General features: G+C 63.4%; 18 protein-coding genes. All 18 read right to left on the minus strand.

The genetic code is table 11. The features are described 5' to 3' along the window. Nucleotides 1–10: 10 nt before the first annotated feature. Complete coding sequence (locus SIDU_RS07755; protein WP_084191191.1) at nt 11–718, minus strand: biotin--[acetyl-CoA-carboxylase] ligase; 708 nt, start codon at nt 716–718, stop codon at nt 11–13. After that, on the minus strand, nt 715–2,151 hold the full coding sequence (gene nuoN, locus SIDU_RS07760) for an NADH-quinone oxidoreductase subunit NuoN (RefSeq protein ID WP_007684878.1): 1,437 nt from the start codon (nt 2,149–2,151) through the stop codon (nt 715–717). Before nuoN ends, SIDU_RS07755 begins: the two co-directional genes overlap by 4 nt. Beyond that, nucleotides 2,151–3,722, minus strand: a complete 1,572-nt coding sequence (locus SIDU_RS07765) for an NADH-quinone oxidoreductase subunit M (protein WP_007684875.1) — start codon at nt 3,720–3,722, stop codon at nt 2,151–2,153. The genes nuoN and SIDU_RS07765 overlap by 1 nt, the downstream gene beginning before the upstream one ends. Next, complete coding sequence (gene nuoL / locus SIDU_RS07770; protein ID WP_007684873.1) at nt 3,722–5,770, minus strand: NADH-quinone oxidoreductase subunit L; 2,049 nt, start codon at nt 5,768–5,770, stop codon at nt 3,722–3,724. Before nuoL ends, SIDU_RS07765 begins: the two co-directional genes overlap by 1 nt. 6 nt (nt 5,771–5,776) lie before the next feature. After that, on the minus strand, nt 5,777–6,082 hold the full coding sequence (nuoK, locus tag SIDU_RS07775) for an NADH-quinone oxidoreductase subunit NuoK (RefSeq protein ID WP_007684871.1): 306 nt from the start codon (nt 6,080–6,082) through the stop codon (nt 5,777–5,779). A gap of 115 nt (nt 6,083–6,197) precedes the next feature. After that, complete coding sequence (locus SIDU_RS07780) at nt 6,198–6,809, minus strand: NADH-quinone oxidoreductase subunit J (RefSeq protein ID WP_007684870.1); 612 nt, start codon at nt 6,807–6,809, stop codon at nt 6,198–6,200. 163 nt (nt 6,810–6,972) lie between these two features. Beyond that, complete coding sequence (gene nuoI, locus SIDU_RS07785) at nt 6,973–7,458, minus strand: NADH-quinone oxidoreductase subunit NuoI (RefSeq protein ID WP_007684868.1); 486 nt, start codon at nt 7,456–7,458, stop codon at nt 6,973–6,975. Then, nucleotides 7,455–8,504, minus strand: a complete 1,050-nt coding sequence (nuoH, locus tag SIDU_RS07790; protein WP_007684866.1) for an NADH-quinone oxidoreductase subunit NuoH — start codon at nt 8,502–8,504, stop codon at nt 7,455–7,457. Before nuoH ends, nuoI begins: the two co-directional genes overlap by 4 nt. A 154-nt stretch (nt 8,505–8,658) precedes the next feature. After that, nucleotides 8,659–10,665 (minus strand): NADH-quinone oxidoreductase subunit NuoG, encoded by a 2,007-nt coding sequence (nuoG, locus tag SIDU_RS07795; protein ID WP_007684864.1) that lies wholly within the window; start codon nt 10,663–10,665, stop codon nt 8,659–8,661. After that, a complete protein-coding gene (locus SIDU_RS07800; protein WP_007684862.1) occupies nt 10,665–11,396 on the minus strand; it encodes a hypothetical protein in 732 nt (243 codons plus the stop codon). The genes nuoG and SIDU_RS07800 overlap by 1 nt, the downstream gene beginning before the upstream one ends. Next, complete coding sequence (gene nuoF / locus SIDU_RS07805) at nt 11,393–12,709, minus strand: NADH-quinone oxidoreductase subunit NuoF (RefSeq protein WP_007684860.1); 1,317 nt, start codon at nt 12,707–12,709, stop codon at nt 11,393–11,395. Before nuoF ends, SIDU_RS07800 begins: the two co-directional genes overlap by 4 nt. A 154-nt stretch (nt 12,710–12,863) precedes the next feature. Next, nucleotides 12,864–13,532, minus strand: coding sequence for an NADH-quinone oxidoreductase subunit NuoE (gene nuoE, locus SIDU_RS07810; RefSeq protein ID WP_007684858.1), 669 nt, complete (start codon nt 13,530–13,532; stop codon nt 12,864–12,866). Continuing rightward, nucleotides 13,532–14,767 (minus strand): NADH-quinone oxidoreductase subunit D, encoded by a 1,236-nt coding sequence (locus SIDU_RS07815; RefSeq protein ID WP_007684856.1) that lies wholly within the window; start codon nt 14,765–14,767, stop codon nt 13,532–13,534. Before SIDU_RS07815 ends, nuoE begins: the two co-directional genes overlap by 1 nt. Continuing rightward, the gene (locus SIDU_RS07820) at nt 14,767–15,660 is read right to left on the minus strand and encodes an NADH-quinone oxidoreductase subunit C (RefSeq protein WP_007684854.1); all 894 of its coding nucleotides are present in this window, start codon (nt 15,658–15,660) and stop codon (nt 14,767–14,769) included. The genes SIDU_RS07815 and SIDU_RS07820 overlap by 1 nt, the downstream gene beginning before the upstream one ends. 1 nt (nt 15,661) lies before the next feature. Next, on the minus strand, nt 15,662–16,216 hold the full coding sequence (locus SIDU_RS07825) for a NuoB/complex I 20 kDa subunit family protein (RefSeq protein WP_007684852.1): 555 nt from the start codon (nt 16,214–16,216) through the stop codon (nt 15,662–15,664). Further along, the gene (locus tag SIDU_RS07830) at nt 16,207–16,581 is read right to left on the minus strand and encodes an NADH-quinone oxidoreductase subunit A (protein WP_007684850.1); all 375 of its coding nucleotides are present in this window, start codon (nt 16,579–16,581) and stop codon (nt 16,207–16,209) included. The genes SIDU_RS07825 and SIDU_RS07830 overlap by 10 nt, the downstream gene beginning before the upstream one ends. A gap of 129 nt (nt 16,582–16,710) precedes the next feature. Further along, on the minus strand, nt 16,711–17,523 hold the full coding sequence (locus SIDU_RS07835; RefSeq protein ID WP_007684848.1) for an inositol monophosphatase family protein: 813 nt from the start codon (nt 17,521–17,523) through the stop codon (nt 16,711–16,713). Nucleotides 17,524–17,671: 148 nt separating this feature from the next. After that, nucleotides 17,672–18,235 carry an elongation factor P gene (efp, locus tag SIDU_RS07840; protein ID WP_007684847.1) on the minus strand — a complete coding sequence of 188 codons (564 nt, stop codon included), beginning with the start codon at nt 18,233–18,235 and terminating at the stop codon, nt 17,672–17,674. Between the last annotated feature and the right edge of the window lie 65 nt (nt 18,236–18,300).

Raw genomic sequence — 18,300 nt, forward strand, 5'->3', positions numbered from 1 at the left:
GTCCCCGATGTCAGATGAGAAGGATGTCGCCGGCATGAATGGCACGGCTCTCGCCATTCGCCAAGCGCAGGATCAGCATGCCATCGCGGTCGAGCGTGTCGAAACTGCCCTCTATCGTTTCGCCATCGGGTTGCGCGACGCGCATCGGCGTGCCGGCGGGATGGGCGTTGGCCAGCCAGTGGGCGCGTACCGGATCCAGCCCCTGCGCCCGCCAGATCGCCAGCCAATGGGCGAACAGCTCCGCAAGGCGGACCTGCAGGGCGGCCGCGTCGGCATCCGGGGCGCCCTGCGCGAACAGGCTGGTCGCCGGCCGGTCCAGCCCGACCGGATGTCCGGTCACATTGATGCCGATCCCGGCGACAACGGCATCGCCGGCGCGTTCCAGCAGGATGCCGGCGATCTTGGCGCCGTCGACCAGCACGTCATTGGGCCATTTGATCCGCGCCTGCCCCGCGCAAAGCGGCGCGACGAGCGCATGGACGGCATTGGCCGCGACCAGGGCCAGCGTAAAGGGCAACGGGTCGCCATCGCGCAGGCGGATCACGGTCGAGCAATAGAGATTGCCTTCCGGGCTTTCCCAATGGCGCCCCATGCGCCCGCGTCCGCCGGTCTGGTGGGCGGCGCGCAGCCAGCATCCTTCGGACGCGCCCTGCCCCACCAAGGCCAGCATGTCGGCATTGGTGGAGCCGGTCTCCTCGACGAAGCGAAGCTCGGTCAGAACAGCGACGCCGCTGCCGCCGCGCTCGCCTTGTCGAGGACGGGATTGAGGAAGTAACCGAAGACGATCACCACCGCGCAGGCCGTCAGGATCACATTCTCCACCGCTCCGCCCCGCGCTTCATAGGGCGCGGCCGGCTCGTCGAAATACATCGTCTTGATGATCTTGAGATAATAGAAGGCGCCGATCACCGACATGGCGATGCCGAAGGCCGCCAGCGCCGTCAGGCCCGCCGCGACCGCCGCGTCGAACACCAGGAACTTCGCCCAGAAGCCGAAGAGGGGCGGGATGCCCGCCATGGAGAACATGAAGATCGCCAGCGCCGCCGCCAGCCCCTTGCGCGAACGCGACAGGCCCGCCAGGCTGGCGATGGTCTCGACCGGACGGCCCTGCGCATCGCGCATCTGCAGGATGCAGGCGAAGCCGCCGATGGTCATGACGACATAGATCGCCATATAGCTCATCGTCGCCGCCGCGCCCGCGGGCGTGCCGCAGGCCAGGCCGATCAGCGCGAAACCGACATTGTTGATCGACGAATAGGCCATCAGCCGCTTGATGTTGGTCTGGCCGATGGCCGCGACCGCGCCGAACAGGATCGAGGCGAGCGCGACGAAGATCACCACCTGCTGCCAGTCGAGACCCGCCGGACCCAGCGCCTCTATCGCGACGCGGACGGTCAGGCCGATGGCCGCCACCTTGGGCGCGCTGGCGAAGAAGGTCGTGACCGGCGTCGGCGCGCCTTCATAGACGTCCGGCGTCCACATGTGGAAGGGCACGGCGCTGATCTTGAAGGCAAGGCCCGCCAGCACGAACACCAGGCCGAACAGTTCCCCCTTCGACACGCCGTCGGCCAGAGCGACCGCGATGCCGTCGAAGCCGGTGCTGCCGGTGAAGCCATAGAGAAGCGCCGAACCGTAGAGCAGGATGCCGCTCGCCAGCGAACCCAGGACGAAATATTTGAGGCCCGCTTCGGACGAACGCTCGTCCTGCCGCATGAAGCTCGCCAGCACATAGGCGGCAAGGCTCTGCATTTCGAGGCCCACATAAAGCGTCAGCAGGTCGCCCGCCGACACCATCATGCCCATGCCGATCGAAGAAAAGAGGATCAGCACCGGATATTCGGGGCGCGGCGCGCCGCCGACCGAGAAATAGCGCGGGGCGAGCAGGATCGCCGCCGCCGCCGCGCCATAGATCAGCGCCTTTGCAAAGGCGGAGAAGGCATCGGCGCGCACCAGCCCGTCAAAGGCATCGGGTCCATGCGCCAGCGACGTGGACAGCGCCAGGCCTGCGATAGCCAGCGTCAGCACCGACAGCCAGTTCACGACCCGCGCCGTCGCGTCGCCGCCATAGGCAGCGACCAGCATCAGGACCAGGCCGCCGGCGGTCAGGATCAGTTCCGGCAGGACCGCCAGAAGGGAAGCGGAATCAATCATCAGTGCGCCTCCCCCGACGCTTCTTCGTGAGACAATGCAGGGGCTTCTTCATGATGGGCGTCCTCGACAGGCTTGGGCGCGCCCATCTTGATCTTGGAATCTCCCGCCGGAGCGGCAGGGGCGAGGCGGGCTTCCAGGGCGCGAATGTCCGGACGCATCGGCGCCAGGAAGCTTTCGGGATAGACGCCCATCCACAGCACCGCCGCGGCTATTGGCGCCAGCAGCCAGATTTCACGCGCCGACAGGTCGGGCATGGCCGCCGCGTCCGCATTCTTCTGTTCGCCGTAGCAGATGCGGCGGTAGAGATAGAGCATATAGGCCGCGCCCAGGATGATGCCCGTGGTGGCGACCAGCGCGACCCAGCTAGACGCCTGGTAAATGCCCATCAGCGACAGGAATTCGCCCACGAAGTTGCTGGTGCCCGGCAGGCCGACCGACGCCATGGTGAACAGCATGAACAGCACCGCATATTTGGGCATGTTGATGCTGAGGCCGCCATAACGGCTGATCTCCCGCGTGTGGAGCCGGTCGTAGATGACGCCGACGCACAGGAACAGCGCGCCCGACACCAGGCCATGGCCCAGCATCACCATCATCGCGCCTTCCAGGCCAGCCTGGTTGAAGGCGAACAGGCCGATGGTGACGATGGCCATGTGCGCGACCGAGGAATAGGCGATCAGCTTCTTCATGTCCGACTGAACCAGCGCGACGAGGCTGGTATAGACCACCGCGACCATCGACAGGCCCCAGACCAGCGGCGCCAACTGCGCGGACGCCTCCGGGAACATCGGCAGGGAGAAGCGGATGAAGCCGTAGCCGCCCATCTTCAGCAGCACGCCCGCCAGGATGACCGACCCCGCGGTCGGCGCCTGGACGTGCGCGTCGGGCAGCCAGGTGTGGACCGGCCACATCGGCATCTTGACGGCAAAGCTGGCGAAGAAGGCCAGCCACAGCCATGTCTGGATATGCGGATCGAAATTATAGGCCATCAGCGTCGGGATGTCGGTCGTCCCCGCCTCATGCACCATCCACATCATCGCGATCAGCATCAGCACCGATCCGAGCAGCGTGTAGAGGAAGAATTTATACGAAGCGTAGATGCGATCCGCACCGCCCCAGATGCCGATGATCAGGTACATCGGGATCAGGCCAGCTTCGAACATGATGTAGAAAAGGTAGAGATCCTGCGCCGTGAAGACGCCGATCATCAGCACCTCCATGAACAGGAAGGCCGCCATATATTCCGGCACGCGCTTCTCGATGGCGATCCAGCTCGCGCCGATGCAGATCGGCATCAGGAATACGGTCAGCGCGATCAGCAGCAGCGCGATGCCGTCAATGCCCAGCGCCCAGGCGAACCGGCCGAAGATCGGCGCATATTCCTGGAACTGCCACTGTGCGGCCGCCCCCGACTGGTCGAAATTCATCCAGAGGATGACGCCCAGCGCCAGATCGGCCAGCGTAGCCAGCAACGCGATCCAGCGGGCCTGGTTGGCGCCTGCGAACAGACAGGCGATGGCCCCCGCCATCGGCACTGCCATCATCAGGGAAAGGATGGGGAAGCCGTCCATTATCGTGTCATCGCCCAGGTTGCGGCCGCGGCGAGGCCGATCAGCATCACCAGCGCGTAGGTATAGAGGTAGCCGGACTGAAGCCGACGGGTGACTTTATTGCCCTGCACGACCAGCGCCGCGAGTCCGTTTGGCCCGAAGCGGTCGATGAAGCCGACGTCGCCGAACTTCCAGAAGAAGCGGCCGATGGCGAAGGCGGGCTTGACGAACAGGAAATGGTACAGTTCGTCGAAATACCATTTGTTGAGCAGGAACTGGTACAGAGCGCCGAAGGTGGCGACGAAGCGCCGCGGCCAGTCGGTGAACTTGAGATAGGCCAGCCAGGCGATCGCCAGCCCGGTCAGCATCACCGTGAACGGACCGAACTTGACCCAGGTCGGCACTTCATGCGCGGCGTGCATCAGGTGGCTGTCGAACGCCAAAGCGCCCTTCCAGAACTCGATGCCGCCTTCGGGACCGATGAACTGATCGTGGAAAGCGAAACCCGCGAACACCGCGCCCAGGCTCAACACCACCAGCGGGATCAGCATGACCCAGGGGCTTTCATGCGGATGATAGCCCGCCGTGCCGGTCTGCTCGTGGCCGTGACCATGATCGTCATGGCCATGGCCGTCATGCCCGGTTTCTTCCTCCGGAGATTCATGGTGCCCGTGAACCGCATGCTGGATATGTTCCGAAGCGGCCCAGCGGGGCTTGCCGAAGAAGGTCAGGAACACCAGGCGCCACGAATAGAAGCTGGTGAGCAAGGCCGCGAACACGCCGACCAGATAGGCGCCGACGCCCGCCCCGCCCGAAGCATAGGCCGCTTCCAGAATGCCGTCCTTCGAATAGAAGCCCGCGAAACCATAGCCGGCGAGCGGAATGCCGACGCCCGTGATCGCCAGCGTGCCCAGCGTCATCGTCCAGAAGGTGATCGGTATCTCCTTCCGCAGCGCGCCATAGTAACGCATGTCCTGTTCATGGTGCATCGCATGGATGACCGAACCCGCGCCCAGGAACAGCAGCGCCTTGAAGAAGGCGTGGGTGAAGAGGTGGAACATCGCAGCGCCGTAAGCGCCCACGCCCGCCGCGAAGAACATGTAGCCAAGCTGCGAACAGGTCGAATAGGCGATGACGCGCTTGATGTCGTTCTGCACCGTGCCCACCGTCGCCGCGAACAGGCAGGTGGCAGCGCCGATGAAGGTCACGAAGCCCAGCGCCGTCGGGGAAACCTCGAACATCGGCGACAGGCGGCACACCATGAACACGCCCGCCGTCACCATGGTCGCCGCGTGGATCAGCGCCGACACGGGGGTCGGACCTTCCATCGCATCCGGCAGCCAGGTGTGGAGGCCAAGCTGCGCCGACTTGCCCATCGCGCCGATGAACAGCAGCAGGCAAAGCACGGTCATGGTGTCGAAACGATGGCCCAGGAAGCCGATGGTCGAACCGGCCATGGAGGGCGCGGCAGCCAGGATTTCCGGGATGGAGATGGTGTTGAACACCAGATAGGTGCCGAAAATGCCCATCATGAAGCCAAGGTCGCCGACGCGGTTCACGACGAACGCCTTGATCGCGGCGGCGTTGGCGGAGGGTTTGCGGAACCAGAAGCCGATCAGCAGATAGGAGGCCAGACCGACGCCTTCCCAGCCGAAGAACATCTGCAGCAGGTTGTTCGCCGTCACCAGCATCAGCATCGCGAAGGTGAAGAGCGACAGATAGGCGAAGAAGCGCGGCTGGTCCGGCTCCTCCTCCATATAGCCCCAGCTATAGAGGTGGACCAGGCTGGACACGCTGGTGACGACCACCAGCATGACCGCCGTCATGGTGTCGACCCGCAGCGCCCATTGGGCGTCGAAGCTGCCCGACTGGATCCAGGTGAAGGCCGGGGCCACATAGGGTTCGGCATGGCCGGTCAGGAAGCCGATGAAGATCGGCCAGCTCATCGCGCAGGAGGCGAAGAGCGCGCCGGTGGTGACGATCTTGGCGGGCAGCTTGCCAAGGGCCTTGTTGCCAAGACCGGCGATGGCGGCAGCCAGCAACGGGAGAAGGACGATAAGCTGGATCATCGAGCTTCAGCCCTTCATCCGGTTGACGTCGTCGACGGCGATGGTGCCGCGACCGCGGAAGTAGATGACGAGGATGGCAAGGCCGATGGCCGCCTCACCCGCCGCGACGGTCAGCACGAACATGCTGAACACCTGCCCCACCAGATCGCCCAGGAAGGCGCTGAAGGCGACGAGGTTGATGTTCACGCTCAAGAGGATCAGTTCGATCGCCATCAGGATGATGATGACATTCTTGCGGTTGATGAAGATACCCAGCACCCCCATCACGAAGAGGATCACGCTGACGACCATATAATGTTGAAGGCCGATCATGCCTTGCTCCCCTTCGTTCCGTTCGTGTCGAGCGAAGTCGAGACACGGTAGGGCTGCGCGATGCGTTTCTCGACTGCGCTCGAAACGAACGGCGAGTGGTAAACGCTAAGGCCGATCACAGCTCCACCCCCTGCCCGACTGGCTGATTGACGTTGCGCACGGCGTCTTCGGGACGGCGGCGGTTCTGCTTCGCGACATTCTGGCCGCGCACGCCGCCGCGGGCGCGATGGGTCAGCACGATGGCGCCGATCATCGCCACCAGCAGGACGATGCCCGCCGCTTCGAACAGGAAGATGTAGCGGGTGTAGAGCAGTGCGCCGATCGCCTGGATGTTCGAAAGCTCCGGGTTCACCGGCGCGGCGCGCTGCGCCAGTTCGATGGGACCGGCGCTCCACAGGCCGATGCCCAGCACGATCTCCGCCAGCAGCACCAGCGCGATCAGCAGTCCGAAGGGCAGATAATCGACAAAACCGGCGCGCAGTTCGGCGAAGTCGATGTCGAGCATCATGACAACGAACAGGAACAGCACGGCGACCGCGCCGACATAGACGATGACGAGCAGCATCGCGATGAATTCGGCGCCCAGCAGGACCATCAGCCCCGCCGCGTTGAAGAAGGCCATGATCAGCCAGAGGACCGAATGGACCGGATTGCGCGACAATATCGTGAGCGCGCCGCTGCTCACCACCAATATGGCGAACAGGTAGAAGGCGATTACATGGATCATTGGATTTGCTCGGCCCCCTCGGCCCCTACCCCGTTCATCCTGAGTGGCTGCTGAGCTTGTCGAAGCAGCGTATCGAAGGACGCGCTAAGTGCCCTCGATACGGGCCCTCGACAGGCTCGGTCCCTACTCAGGCCGAACGGCTCTTGGAGATTCCGCACGCCCATTACCGATAGGGCGCATCGGCGGCAAGGTTCGCGGCAATCGCCCGCTCCCACTTGTCGCCATTTTCAAGGAGCTTGGCCTTGTCGTAGATCAGCTCCTCGCGGGTTTCGGTGGAGAATTCGAAATTCGGACCCTCGACGATGGCATCCACCGGGCAGGCTTCCTGGCAGAAACCGCAATAGATGCACTTGGTCATGTCGATGTCGTAGCGCGTCGTGCGGCGGCTGCCGTCGTCGCGCGGCTGCGCCTCGATGGTGATGGCCTGGGCCGGACAGATCGCCTCGCACAGCTTGCACGCGATGCAGCGCTCCTCGCCATTGGGATAGCGGCGCAGCGCATGCTCCCCCCGGAAGCGCGGCGAAATCGGATTCTTCTCATAGGGATAGTTGATCGTCGCCTTGGGCTTGAAAAAATATTTCAAGGTCAGAGCATGCGCCTTCACGAACTCCCAGAGGGTGAAGCTCTTGACGTAGTAACCGAGGCTCATTGTGCGCCTCCATAGCGCGTCAGCATGAGGAAGCCCGAAACCAGGAAGACGAACAGCAGCGAGGTCGGCAGAAAGATTTTCCAGCCCAGCCGCATCAACTGGTCATAGCGGTAACGGGGCACCGTCGCCTTCACCCAGGAGAAGACGAAGAAGAAGAAGAGGATCTTGGCGAGGAACCAGACGATGCCCGGCACCAGATAAAGCGGCGCCCAGTCGAACGGCGGCAGATATCCGCCCCAGAACAGGATGGCGTTCAGGCCGCACATCAGGATCACGTTCGCATATTCGCCGAGCCAGAACAGGGCGAAGGCCATGGACGAATATTCGGTCTGATAACCGGCCACCAGTTCCGATTCCGCTTCCGTCAGGTCGAAGGGGGCGCGGCCCGTCTCCGCCATGGCCGACACCAGGAACATGATCGACATGGGGAAAAGCAGCGGGTTGAAACCGTTGCCGTTCAGGAAGCCGTAATAGCCCCGCTGGCTTTCCACGATGGCGGTCAGGTTGAAGCTGCCGGCCCACAGCACGACGCACACCAGGATGAAGCCGATGGAGACTTCATAGCTGATCATCTGCGCGCTGGCGCGGATCGCGGAATAGAAGGGATATTTGGAGTTGGACGCCCAGCCCGACAGCACGATGCCGTAAACGCCCAGAGATGAGATGGCGAGGATGTACAGCAGGCCGACATTGATGTTGGCGACCACCACCCCGACCTGGAACGGGATCACCGCCCAGGCGATCAGCGCCACCGTGAAGGTGATGATCGGCGCGATCAGGAAGAGAGCGCGGTTGGCGGCCGACGGGATGATGGTTTCCTGCAGGAACACCTTGGCGCCATCCGCGAAAGACTGGAGCAGGCCGAAGGGGCCGACGACGTTCGGACCGCGACGCAGCGCCATCGCCGCCCAGATCTTGCGGTCGGCATAGATGATCATCGCCACCGCCAGCATCAGCGGCAGGGCGATCACCAAAATGCCGATGACGGTCGACAGCAGCCAGGCGCCCTCGAAAGGCAGGCCGAGATTTTGGAAAAAGGCGGTCATGCTTCCCCGACCCCAGAACCGTTCGGGCTGAGCTTGTCGAAGCCCAGTCCTTCTTGAAGAGAAGTGCAGCCCCCTTCGGCTGCCCGCAAGGCAAGGCAGGCGCTCAGGACAGGCTTCGACAAGCTCAGGACGAACGGAGGCTTATGCGCTATCATCATTCCGCCGCCTCCGCATAGGTCTGCCCATGGATCAGTTCCGCCGAGCATTGCTGCATCGTCGGGCTGGCGCGGCAGATGGCGTTGGTCAGGTAGAAATCCTTGATCGGCGAACCGAATTCGCCGCTCGCGCCGGTCGGCAGCGACGGGACGGACCAGCCATAATCGGACAGACCCTCGACGCCCAGCGCCGGAACCGCCTTCGCCATTTCGGCGCGAAGCTGCTCGAAGCTGTCGAAGGGCAGGGTCGCGCCCAGCACTTCAGACAAGGCGCGCAGGATCGACCAGTCCTCGCGGGCGTCGCCCGGCGCGAACACGGCCTTTTCGCCGCGCTGCACCCGGCCCTCCAGATTGACGTAGGTGCCCGCCTTCTCGGCATAGCTCGCGCCCGGCAGGATCACGTCCGCCGCATGGGCGCCCTTGTCGCCATGGTGGCCGACATAGACCTTGAAGCTGTCCGGGAACGCCGAATAGTCGACCTCGTCCGCGCCCAGCGAGAAGAGCAGCTTGGGCTTGGCCGCAGCCACCGCCTTCACGCCGCCGTCGGTCGCATAGCCGAGCATCAGCCCGCCCATGCGCGCCGCCGCGAAGTGCAGAACGTTGTAACCGTTCCAGCCTTCCCTGATCAGGCCCAGCGTCTCGACCAGCGCCAGCGTGTCGCCATGCGCGCCGTCCTTGGCCAGCACGCCGCCGCCGACGATCATCGCCGGACGCGCCGCCTTGCCGAACGCTTCCACCACGGCCTGCGGCAGCCTGGCGAGCAGCGACGCGTCATTGCCCAACCACTCGACCTTGTAGGTCAGGTCGACCTGCGGGCCGAGCGCAAAGACTTTCGCACCCTTCTTGATCGCCTTGCGGATGCGGGTGTTCACCAGCGGCGCTTCCCAGCGCAGGTTGGTGCCGACCAGCAGGATCACGTCGGCGGTTTCAATCCCGGCCAGAGTGCTGTTGAAATTGACGGCGGAAAGGCTCGACACGTCATAGGCAAGGCCGGTCTGACGCCCTTCGAGCAGCGAACCGCCCAGCTTCTCGACCAACGCCTTGCCCGCGAACATCGTCTCGCAATCGAGCAGATCGCCCGCCAGCGCCGCGACCGACCCGCCATGCTTCACGGCAGCGATTGCGGCAAAAGCCTCATTCCAGGTCGCCGGAACCAGCTTGCCGTCCCTGCGGACATAGGGCTTGTCGAGCCGCTTGCGCACCAGACCGTCGACATTGTGCCGGGTCTTGTCGCTCGCCCACTCCTCGTTCACGTCGTCATTGATGCGCGGCACGGCGCGCAGCACCTGACGACCCCGGCTGTCGAGGCGGATATTGGTGCCGACCGCGTCCATCACGTCGATGGCGTGGGTTTTCTTCAATTCCCAGGGACGCGCCTCGAACGCATAGGGCTTGGACGTCAGCGCGCCGACCGGGCAGAGATCGACCACATTGCCCGAAAGCTCGCTCTTGGCGGCATGTTCGAGATAGGTGGTGATCTGCATATTCTCGCCGCGATAGATGGCGCCGATTTCCGGCACGCCCGCGACTTCCTCGGCAAAGCGCACGCAACGGGTGCACTGGATGCAGCGGGTCATGACCGTCTTGACGATCGGCCCCATATATTTCTCGGTGACGGCCCGCTTGTTCTCGTCGAAACGGCTGCTGCCCTTGCCGTAAGCGACCGACTGGTCCTGCAGGTCGCACTCGCCGCCCTGGTCGCAGATCGGGCAGTCGAGCGGGTGGTTGATGAGCAGGAACTCCATCACCCCTTCCCGCGCCTTCTTGACCATCTCGGTCTGCGTGAAGATTTCCTGGTTCTCGGCGGCCGGCAGCGCGCACGAAGCCTGCGGCTTGGGCGGCCCCGGCTTCACCTCGACCAGGCACATGCGGCAATTGCCCGCGATGCTGAGCCGCTCATGATAGCAGAAGCGCGGGATTTCCTTCCCCGCCATCTCGCAGGCCTGAAGAACCGTCGCCCCGGCCGGGACTTCCAGTTCTACGCCGTCTACTTTGACTTTAGGCATTAGTTATCCACCTTCAGGGTCACTACCCGCGCGTCCAACGGCGCGCCTGCAAGCCTGTAGAAGTTGAGAGCAAGCGATCCTCGCAACATCTCCCGACCGAAACTCATCTGGCCATCGCCAAGACATTCTCCCAACGATGCCGACAATTCGTTGAAAGCGGCCTTTTCTTCCACCGTTCCGATGTCCGCGAGCAATAAATCCTGTGTCCGGTCGGGATTGCGACGGGCTACACATTCGCCAAAGCGGGAAAGAAAGAGAAAGGCTCGATCCTTCGCATATTCTTCCTCCGCCTTTGCGGCCTTGCGACTTCCCTTTTTCAGGGAAGGATCAATCGGCTTCGGGATAGCATGGACAAGCGGTGGCACGTTCGTAAAATCAAAATGGCGGCGCACAGGATAATCCATGCGAACCAATGCGCCCGCCATCGCATAGCGGAATTGATCGCCGGTGAACGTCATTTGAGAGCCCATACCGGCGTCCGTGCGACTCAAACAATCTCCATCCATCAGGCGCGACGCGCTATGCAGGATGACATCATTCGACAAATTGCTCAAAACGACCGCCCGCCCAAGAGCGGCATTATGCTTCATCACGCAATCGCCGAACTGAACAGTGATAGACCGTATCCTGTTGATTTCTTTTAATGACTGCGCTTTCGCAAATGCAGGCTTGGACCCGCACAGAGCCAACCCAACCACAACCGCGCCGATAATGGGTTGCGCGAACTTCACTCCGCCGCCTCCATGACGGGGGCGCTACCCTTATTCTCATTGATCCGCCGCTCGATCTCAGGCCGGAAGTGCCGGATCAGCCCCTGGATCGGCCAGGCCGCCGCGTCGCCCAGCGCGCAGATGGTGTGGCCTTCGACCTGCTTCGTCACCTGGAACAGCATGTCGATCTCGCCCTGGTCGGCGTCGCCCGACCGCAGCCGCTCCATCACGCGCCACATCCAGCCGGTGCCTTCGCGGCAAGGCGTGCACTGGCCGCAGCTTTCATGCTTGTAGAAATAGCTGAGCCTCGAAATGGCGCGAACGATGTCCGTCGACTTGTCCATGACGATGACGGCAGCGGTGCCGAGGCCGGAACCCAGCGCCTTCAACCCATCGAAGTCCATGGGCGCGTCCATGATCTGCGCCGCTGGAACCAGCGGCACCGACGACCCGCCGGGGATCACCGCCAGCAGATTGTCCCAGCCGCCGCGAATGCCGCCGCAATGCCGGTCGATCAGTTCCTTGAAGCTGATGCCCATCGACTCTTCGACGACGCAGGGCTTGTTCACATGGCCGCTGATCTGGAACAGCTTGGTGCCCTTGTTGTTCTCCCGCCCGAAGCTGGAGAACCACGCCGATCCACGGCGCAGGATCGTCGGCGCGACCGCGATCGATTCGACGTTGTTCACCGTGGTCGGGCAGCCATAAAGGCCCGCCCCCGCCGGGAAAGGCGGTTTCAGGCGCGGCTGGCCCTTCTTGCCTTCCAGGCTTTCGATCTGCGCGGTTTCCTCGCCGCAGATATAGGCGCCCGCGCCGCGATGGACGAAGACGTCGAAATCATAACCGGAACCGCAGGCGTTCTTGCCCAGGAAGCCCTTTTCATAGGCCTGCTCGACGGCAGCGAAGAGGACTTTCGCCTCATAGATGAACTCGCCGCGAATATAGATATAGGCGGCCCGCGCCCGCATCGCGAAACCGGCGACCAGCGCGCCCTCGATCAGCTTGTGCGGATCGTGGCGGATGATCTCGCGGTCCTTGCACGAACCCGGCTCGGATTCGTCGGCGTTGATCACCAGGAAGCTCGGACGGCCGTCCTTGCTTTCCTTGGGCATGAAGCTCCACTTCATGCCGGTCGGGAAGCCCGCGCCGCCGCGACCGCGCAGGCCGGACGCCTTGATGCGCTCGATGATCTCGTCCTGGCCGATTTCCAGCAGCTTTTTGGTATTGTCCCAGTCGCCGCGCTTCATCGCCGCGTCGATGGCCCAGTCCTGGAAACCGTAGACGTTGGTGAAGATGCGATCCTTGTCGGCAAGGGGTGCGATGACGTCGCTCATGCGGCCACTCCCAACTCAAACCCGTTCGCCCTGAGTAGGGGCTGAGCGAAGTCGAAGACCCGTATCGAAGGGTCACGCGAAACATCTGTCCTTCGATACGCCACTTCGACAAGCTCAGCGGCTACTCTGGACGAACGGAGAATGTCGGCGGCCATCACGCCCACTCCCCCCGATAATCATGATTCTCACCGACCATCTCCTTGAGCGTGGTCGGTCCGCCCTCCGGGCAACTCGTCTGCCGATCGATCTGCGGCCCGATCCTGGGCTGCTTGCCCACGGCCAGATCGTCCAGGATCGCGCTCATGCTGTCATAGGTCAGGTCTTCGAAATTATCGTCGTTGATCTGCACCATCGGCGCATTGGCGCAGGCGCCCAGGCACTCGACCTCGGTCAGCGTGAACAGGCCGTCGGGCGTCGTCCCGCCCTTCACCAGGCCCTTGTTCTTGCAGGCCGAGAAGACATCGTCCGATCCGCGCAGCATGCAGGGCGTCGTGCCGCAGACCTGCACATGATAGCGGCCCACGGGCGCGAGGTTGTACATGGTGTAGAAGGTCGCGACCTCGTAAACGCGCATGTACGGCATTTCGAGCTGGTCGGCGATATATTCCATCACCGGCACCGGCAGCCAGCCCTGGGTCTGCGTCTCCGCCCCCACCTGCCGCTGGGCGAGGTCCAGCAACGGCATCACCGCCGACTGCTGCCGCCCGGCGGGATAGCGGGCAATGACCTTCTTCGCCTGCTCGGCATTTTCGGCCGTCCAGGCGAACGCGCCCCAGCGCGCGCGCGTTTCGGCCTCGTCCGGGATATGAACTGCGTCAGCCATTAGCGGTCACATTCTCCAAACACGATGTCCATGGCGCCCAGGACAGCGGTTGTGTCGGCCAGCATGTGGCCCTTCATCATGAAATCCATCGCCTGAAGGTGGCTGAAGGCGGTCGGCCGGATCTTGCAGCGATAGGGCTTGTTGGAGCCGTCCGCGACCAGATAGACGCCGAACTCCCCCTTGGGGCTTTCGGTGGCCACATAGACTTCGCCCGCCGGAACGTGGAAGCCCTCGGTATAGAGCTTGAAGTGGTGGATCAGCGCTTCCATCGAGCGCTTCATTTCGCCGCGCTTGGGCGGCGCGACCTTGGTGTCGAGCGAGAGCACCGGACCTTCCGGCATCTGCGCCAGGCACTGCTTCATGATGCGGGCGGACTGGCGTACTTCCTCGACGCGGACCATGAAGCGGTCGTAGCAGTCGAAATTGGTGCCGACCGGAATGTCGAATTCCATCCGATCGTAGACGTCATAGGGCTGCGCCTTGCGAAGATCCCAGGCGATGCCCGAACCGCGCAGCATCGGTCCGGAAAAGCCCCATTTCAGCGCGTCTTCCTTGCTGACCACGGCTATGTCGACATTGCGTTGCTTGAAGATGCGATTGTCGGCCACCAGGCTGATCGCGTCCTCGAACAGGCGCGGCAGGCGGGTGTCGAGCCAGTCGGCAATGTCGGTGAGCAGCTTCAGCGGCACGTCCTGATGAACGCCGCCGGGCCGGAAATAGGCCGCATGCATGCGCGCGCCGGACGCCCGCTCATAGAAGTTCATGCAGTCTTCGCGCAACTCGAACAGCCACAGGTTCGGCGTCATCGCGCCGACGTCCATGACATGCGAACCCAGGTTCAGCATGTGGTTCTTGATGCGGGTCAGTTCCGCGAAGAACACGCGCAGATATTGGGCGCGGATCGGCACTTCCAGATTGAGCAGCTTTTCGACCGCCAGCACATAGCTGTGCTCCATGCCCATGGGCGAGCAATAATCGAGCCGGTCGAAATAGGGCAGCGCCTGCAAATAGGTCTTGTGCTCGATCAGCTTTTCCGTGCCGCGATGCAGCAGGCCGACATGCGGGTCGCAGCGCTCGACGATCTCGCCGTCCAGCTCCATGACCAGGCGCAGAACGCCGTGCGCGGCAGGATGCTGCGGGCCGAAGTTGATCGTGTAGTTCTGGATTTCCGTATCGCCCAGCGACGGGTCCGCCGCGTCGGTCACATGGTCCAGCTTTTCCAGATAGTCGGACATCAGGCCTTATCCTCGGGCTTGGCGGCACCCTGGCCCTGGTCGGCCTTTACCGAACCGGGGTTGTGCGCGGGCTCGACCACAGCCTCGCCTTCGCTTGTCCTGGCGCCTTCAGGAACCGGCTTCGCCTCGGTCGGCTTGGCGGCTTCCTTGTTGGCCGGTTCGCCGGCGCCCGTTTCGGCCGTCTTTTCCGTCACCTTGGGCGTATCGCCCTTGGGCTCTCCCTTGGGCGCGGCGCCGGCGGCGGGCAGCGGAGCCGCGACAGGCGTCGGCGCGCCGGGCGCCTGCGGGGCCTTCTCGTCGCCCGGCAGCGCATATTGCGCGCCTTCCCAGGGCGACATGAAGTCGAAATTGCGGAAATCCTGCGCCAGCTTCACCGGCTTGTAGACGACGCGCTTGTCCTCTTCGGAATACCACATCTCGACATAGCCGGTCAGCGGGAAGTCCTTGCGCTGCGGATGGCCCTTGAAGCCATAGTCCGTCAGGATGCGGCGCAGGTCGGCATTGCCCTCGAAGATGACGCCGTACATGTCGAACACCTCGCGCTCCAGCCAGCCGGCGACCGGCCAGATGTGCGTGACGGTGGGAACGGGCCTGTCCTCGTCGGTCGACACCTTCACGCGGACGCGGTGGTTCCGCGTGACGCTCAGCAGGTGGTAGCAGACCTCGAACCGCTCCGGGCGTTCCGGATAATCGACGCCGGCGATCTCCATAAGCTGCTGATATTGCGCCTTGTCGCGCAGCAGGACCATCGCGTCGGCCAGCTTTTCGCGAACCACGGTGAAGCTCAGTTCATCGGCATGGTCGACGGTGTCGACCAGCATCGATCCCAGCAGCCCGGCGATTTCCTGCGCGATCCCGTCGATGGTCGCGATCCTAGGAGCAGAATGACCCATATTAACGCTCAACCGTCCCGATCCGGCGGATCTTCCGCTGCAACTGCATCACGCCGTAAAGCAGGGCTTCGGCGGTCGGCGGGCAACCCGGCACATAGATGTCGACCGGCACGATCCGGTCGCAGCCGCGCACTACCGAATAGCTGTAGTGATAATAGCCCCCGCCGTTCGCGCAGCTTCCCATCGAAATCACATATTTCGGATTGGACATCTGGTCGTAAACCTTGCGCAACGCGGGAGCCATCTTGTTGCACAGCGTTCCCGCGACGATCATCACGTCCGACTGGCGCGGGGACGCGCGCGGCGCGGCGCCGAAACGCTCCATGTCGTATCGGGGCATGTTGACGTGGATCATCTCCACCGCGCAGCAGGCGAGGCCGAAGGTCATCCACCACAGCGATCCGGTGCGCGCCCACTGGAACAGTTCCTCGGTCGACGTGACCAGGAAGCCCTTGTCGCTTACCTCGCTGTTCAGCGCGTCGAAGAAATGCTGGTCGGGCTGCGTCCCCGCGGGCAGCAAGGTGCCGGGCGCGGGCCGCTCAAGTTCTACTCCCAATCGAGTGCTCCCTTCTTCCACGCATAGACGAGGCCGAGCACCAGCTCCGCTATGAAGATCATCATCGTCGCCCAGCCCGCCCAGCCGATCTGGTCGAGGCTGACCGCCCAGGGATAGAGGAACGCCGCTTCCAGGTCGAAGATGATGAAGAGGATCGCGACGAGGTAGAATCGCACGTCGAACTGGCTGCGCGGTTCCTCGAACGCGGGAAAGCCGCATTCATATTCGCTGAGCTTGGCTGGGTCGGGCTGATGAGCCCCGGTCAGGCGGCCTACCAGCATCGGCAGGAACACGAATGCGCTGGAAAGCAGCAGGGCGATCCCGAGAAATATCAGGATCGGCAGATATTCAGCTAGATCGACCAACGGTATCCCCTGGGTCAATGAATAATGAGGCGCGCTTTAAGCCCGCTGCATATGCGAAGCAAGGCCCGGCGGCATGAGAATGATTCGCAACAATTGCGGCAACCTGATCACGCTACCAAAAGCAGGCCGTCAGCGCAGCGCTCCAGCCACCAACTTATGTAATTTGCTGTGGATGGCGTCGTTGCCCGCGATGACTTCCCTGCGCTCGATCGCCTGGTCGCCGCCGCGGAAATCGGACACGAAGCCGCCCGCCTCCCGCACCATCAGCAGGCCCGCCGCCACGTCCCAGGGCTGCAAGCCGCTTTCCCAGAATCCGTCATAACGGCCGGAGGCGACATGGGCGAGGTCCAGCGAGGCCGCGCCGAACCGGCGGATGCCCGCCACCGAAGGACCGACCGCGCCGAAGATGCGCGTCCACTGCGCGAAATCGCCATGGCCCAGGAAGGGGACGCCGGTGGCGATCACGCAATCGCCCAGGTCGCGCCGCGCCGACACGCGCAGCCTCTGGTCGTGCCGCCAGGCCCCCCGGCTCTTTTCCGCCCAATAGCTTTCGTCGGTGACGGGCTGGTAGATGAGGCCGGTCGTCACTTCCCGCCTGCCGCCGTAGAGCGGCTCCTCCACCGCGATGGAGATCGCGAAATGCGGGATGCCGTGGAGGAAATTGGTGGTGCCGTCCAGCGGATCGATGATCCAGCGCGGCTTGCTCGGATCGCCCGCGATCTCGCCGCCTTCCTCCAGCAGGAAACCCCAGTCGGGCCGCGCCTTCTGCAATTCCTCCACCAGGGTCTTTTCCGCCTGCTGGTCGGCCTTGGACACGAAGTCCGCCGGCCCCTTGCGCGACACCTGGAGATGCTCGACCTCGCCGAAGTCGCGGCGCAGCTTGGAGCCGGCCTTGCGCGCGGCGCGTTCCATCACGGTCAGAAGGCCAGAGTGCGATACCATTTTCTTGTCTCCCCCCTCCCGCAAGCGGAAGGGGCCGGGGGTGGGCGGCCGCACCAGCGGCCTTTTTAAAAAAGGAAGGGGCGGAAAGGCTCGCTCACGCTCGCCGCCCACCCCCAACCCCTCCCGCCTGCGGGAGGGGGAATCGATATCAGTCGGCGCGCTTCACATATTCGCGCTCATAGACGTCGACGACGATGCGCGTGCCGGTGACGATGTGCGGCGGCACCATGACGCGCACGCCATTGTCGAGGATGGCGGGCTTGTAGCTGGCCGAAGCGGTCTGGCCCTTCACCACGGCGTCGGCCTCGACCACGGTCGCCTCGACCGTTTCGGGAAGCTGGACGCTGATCGGGCGTTCCTCATACATTTCCAGCATGACCATCATGCCGTCCTGCAGGAAGGCGGCGGCATCGCCGACCAGATCGGCGGCCAGATTGATCTGCTCATAGGTTTCCGTGTCCATGAAGACGAGCATGTCGCCCTCCGCATAGAGATATTGGAAATCCTTGGTGTCGAGCCGGATGCGCTCTACCGTCTCGGCGGACCGGAAACGGACGTTGTTCTTGCGCCCGTCGATCAGGTTCTTGAGTTCCACCTGCATATAGGCGCCGCCCTTGCCGGGCTGGGTATGCTGGATCTTCACGGCGCGCCACAGGCTGCCGTCATATTCGATGTTGTTGCCGGGACGAATCTCGACGCCGCTGATCTTCATGGGAAGAGCCTGCCTATATGTCTGAAGGTGAAAAGAGCCGGCCTCTGGAGGCTGGCCGCGCCCTT

Origin of the sequence: Sphingobium indicum B90A (genome assembly GCF_000264945.2) — a bacterium.
Lineage (GTDB): Bacteria > Pseudomonadota > Alphaproteobacteria > Sphingomonadales > Sphingomonadaceae > Sphingobium > Sphingobium indicum.

Bases quoted from the DNA above. Each gene is read 5' to 3' on its own strand.
- nuoE (WP_007684858.1), bottom strand. From the start codon at position 13,532: ATGGCTGACGCAGTTCATATCCCGGACGAGGCCGAAACGCGCGCGCGC.
- nuoF (WP_007684860.1), bottom strand. From the start codon at position 12,709: ATGAGCGACGTCATCGCACCCCTTGCCGACAAGGATCGCATCTTCACC.
- nuoG (WP_007684864.1), bottom strand. From the start codon at position 10,665: ATGCCTAAAGTCAAAGTAGACGGCGTAGAACTGGAAGTCCCGGCCGGG.
- nuoK (WP_007684871.1), bottom strand. From the start codon at position 6,082: ATGATCGGCCTTCAACATTATATGGTCGTCAGCGTGATCCTCTTCGTG.
- efp (WP_007684847.1), bottom strand. From the start codon at position 18,235: ATGAAGATCAGCGGCGTCGAGATTCGTCCCGGCAACAACATCGAATAT.
- nuoL (WP_007684873.1), bottom strand. From the start codon at position 5,770: ATGATCCAGCTTATCGTCCTTCTCCCGTTGCTGGCTGCCGCCATCGCC.
- nuoN (WP_007684878.1), bottom strand. From the start codon at position 2,151: ATGATTGATTCCGCTTCCCTTCTGGCGGTCCTGCCGGAACTGATCCTG.
- SIDU_RS07820 (WP_007684854.1), bottom strand. From the start codon at position 15,660: ATGGGTCATTCTGCTCCTAGGATCGCGACCATCGACGGGATCGCGCAG.
- SIDU_RS07765 (WP_007684875.1), bottom strand. From the start codon at position 3,722: ATGGACGGCTTCCCCATCCTTTCCCTGATGATGGCAGTGCCGATGGCG.
- SIDU_RS07780 (WP_007684870.1), bottom strand. From the start codon at position 6,809: ATGATCCATGTAATCGCCTTCTACCTGTTCGCCATATTGGTGGTGAGC.
- nuoH (WP_007684866.1), bottom strand. From the start codon at position 8,504: ATGACCGCCTTTTTCCAAAATCTCGGCCTGCCTTTCGAGGGCGCCTGG.
- SIDU_RS07815 (WP_007684856.1), bottom strand. From the start codon at position 14,767: ATGTCCGACTATCTGGAAAAGCTGGACCATGTGACCGACGCGGCGGAC.
- SIDU_RS07835 (WP_007684848.1), bottom strand. From the start codon at position 17,523: ATGGTATCGCACTCTGGCCTTCTGACCGTGATGGAACGCGCCGCGCGC.
- nuoI (WP_007684868.1), bottom strand. From the start codon at position 7,458: ATGAGCCTCGGTTACTACGTCAAGAGCTTCACCCTCTGGGAGTTCGTG.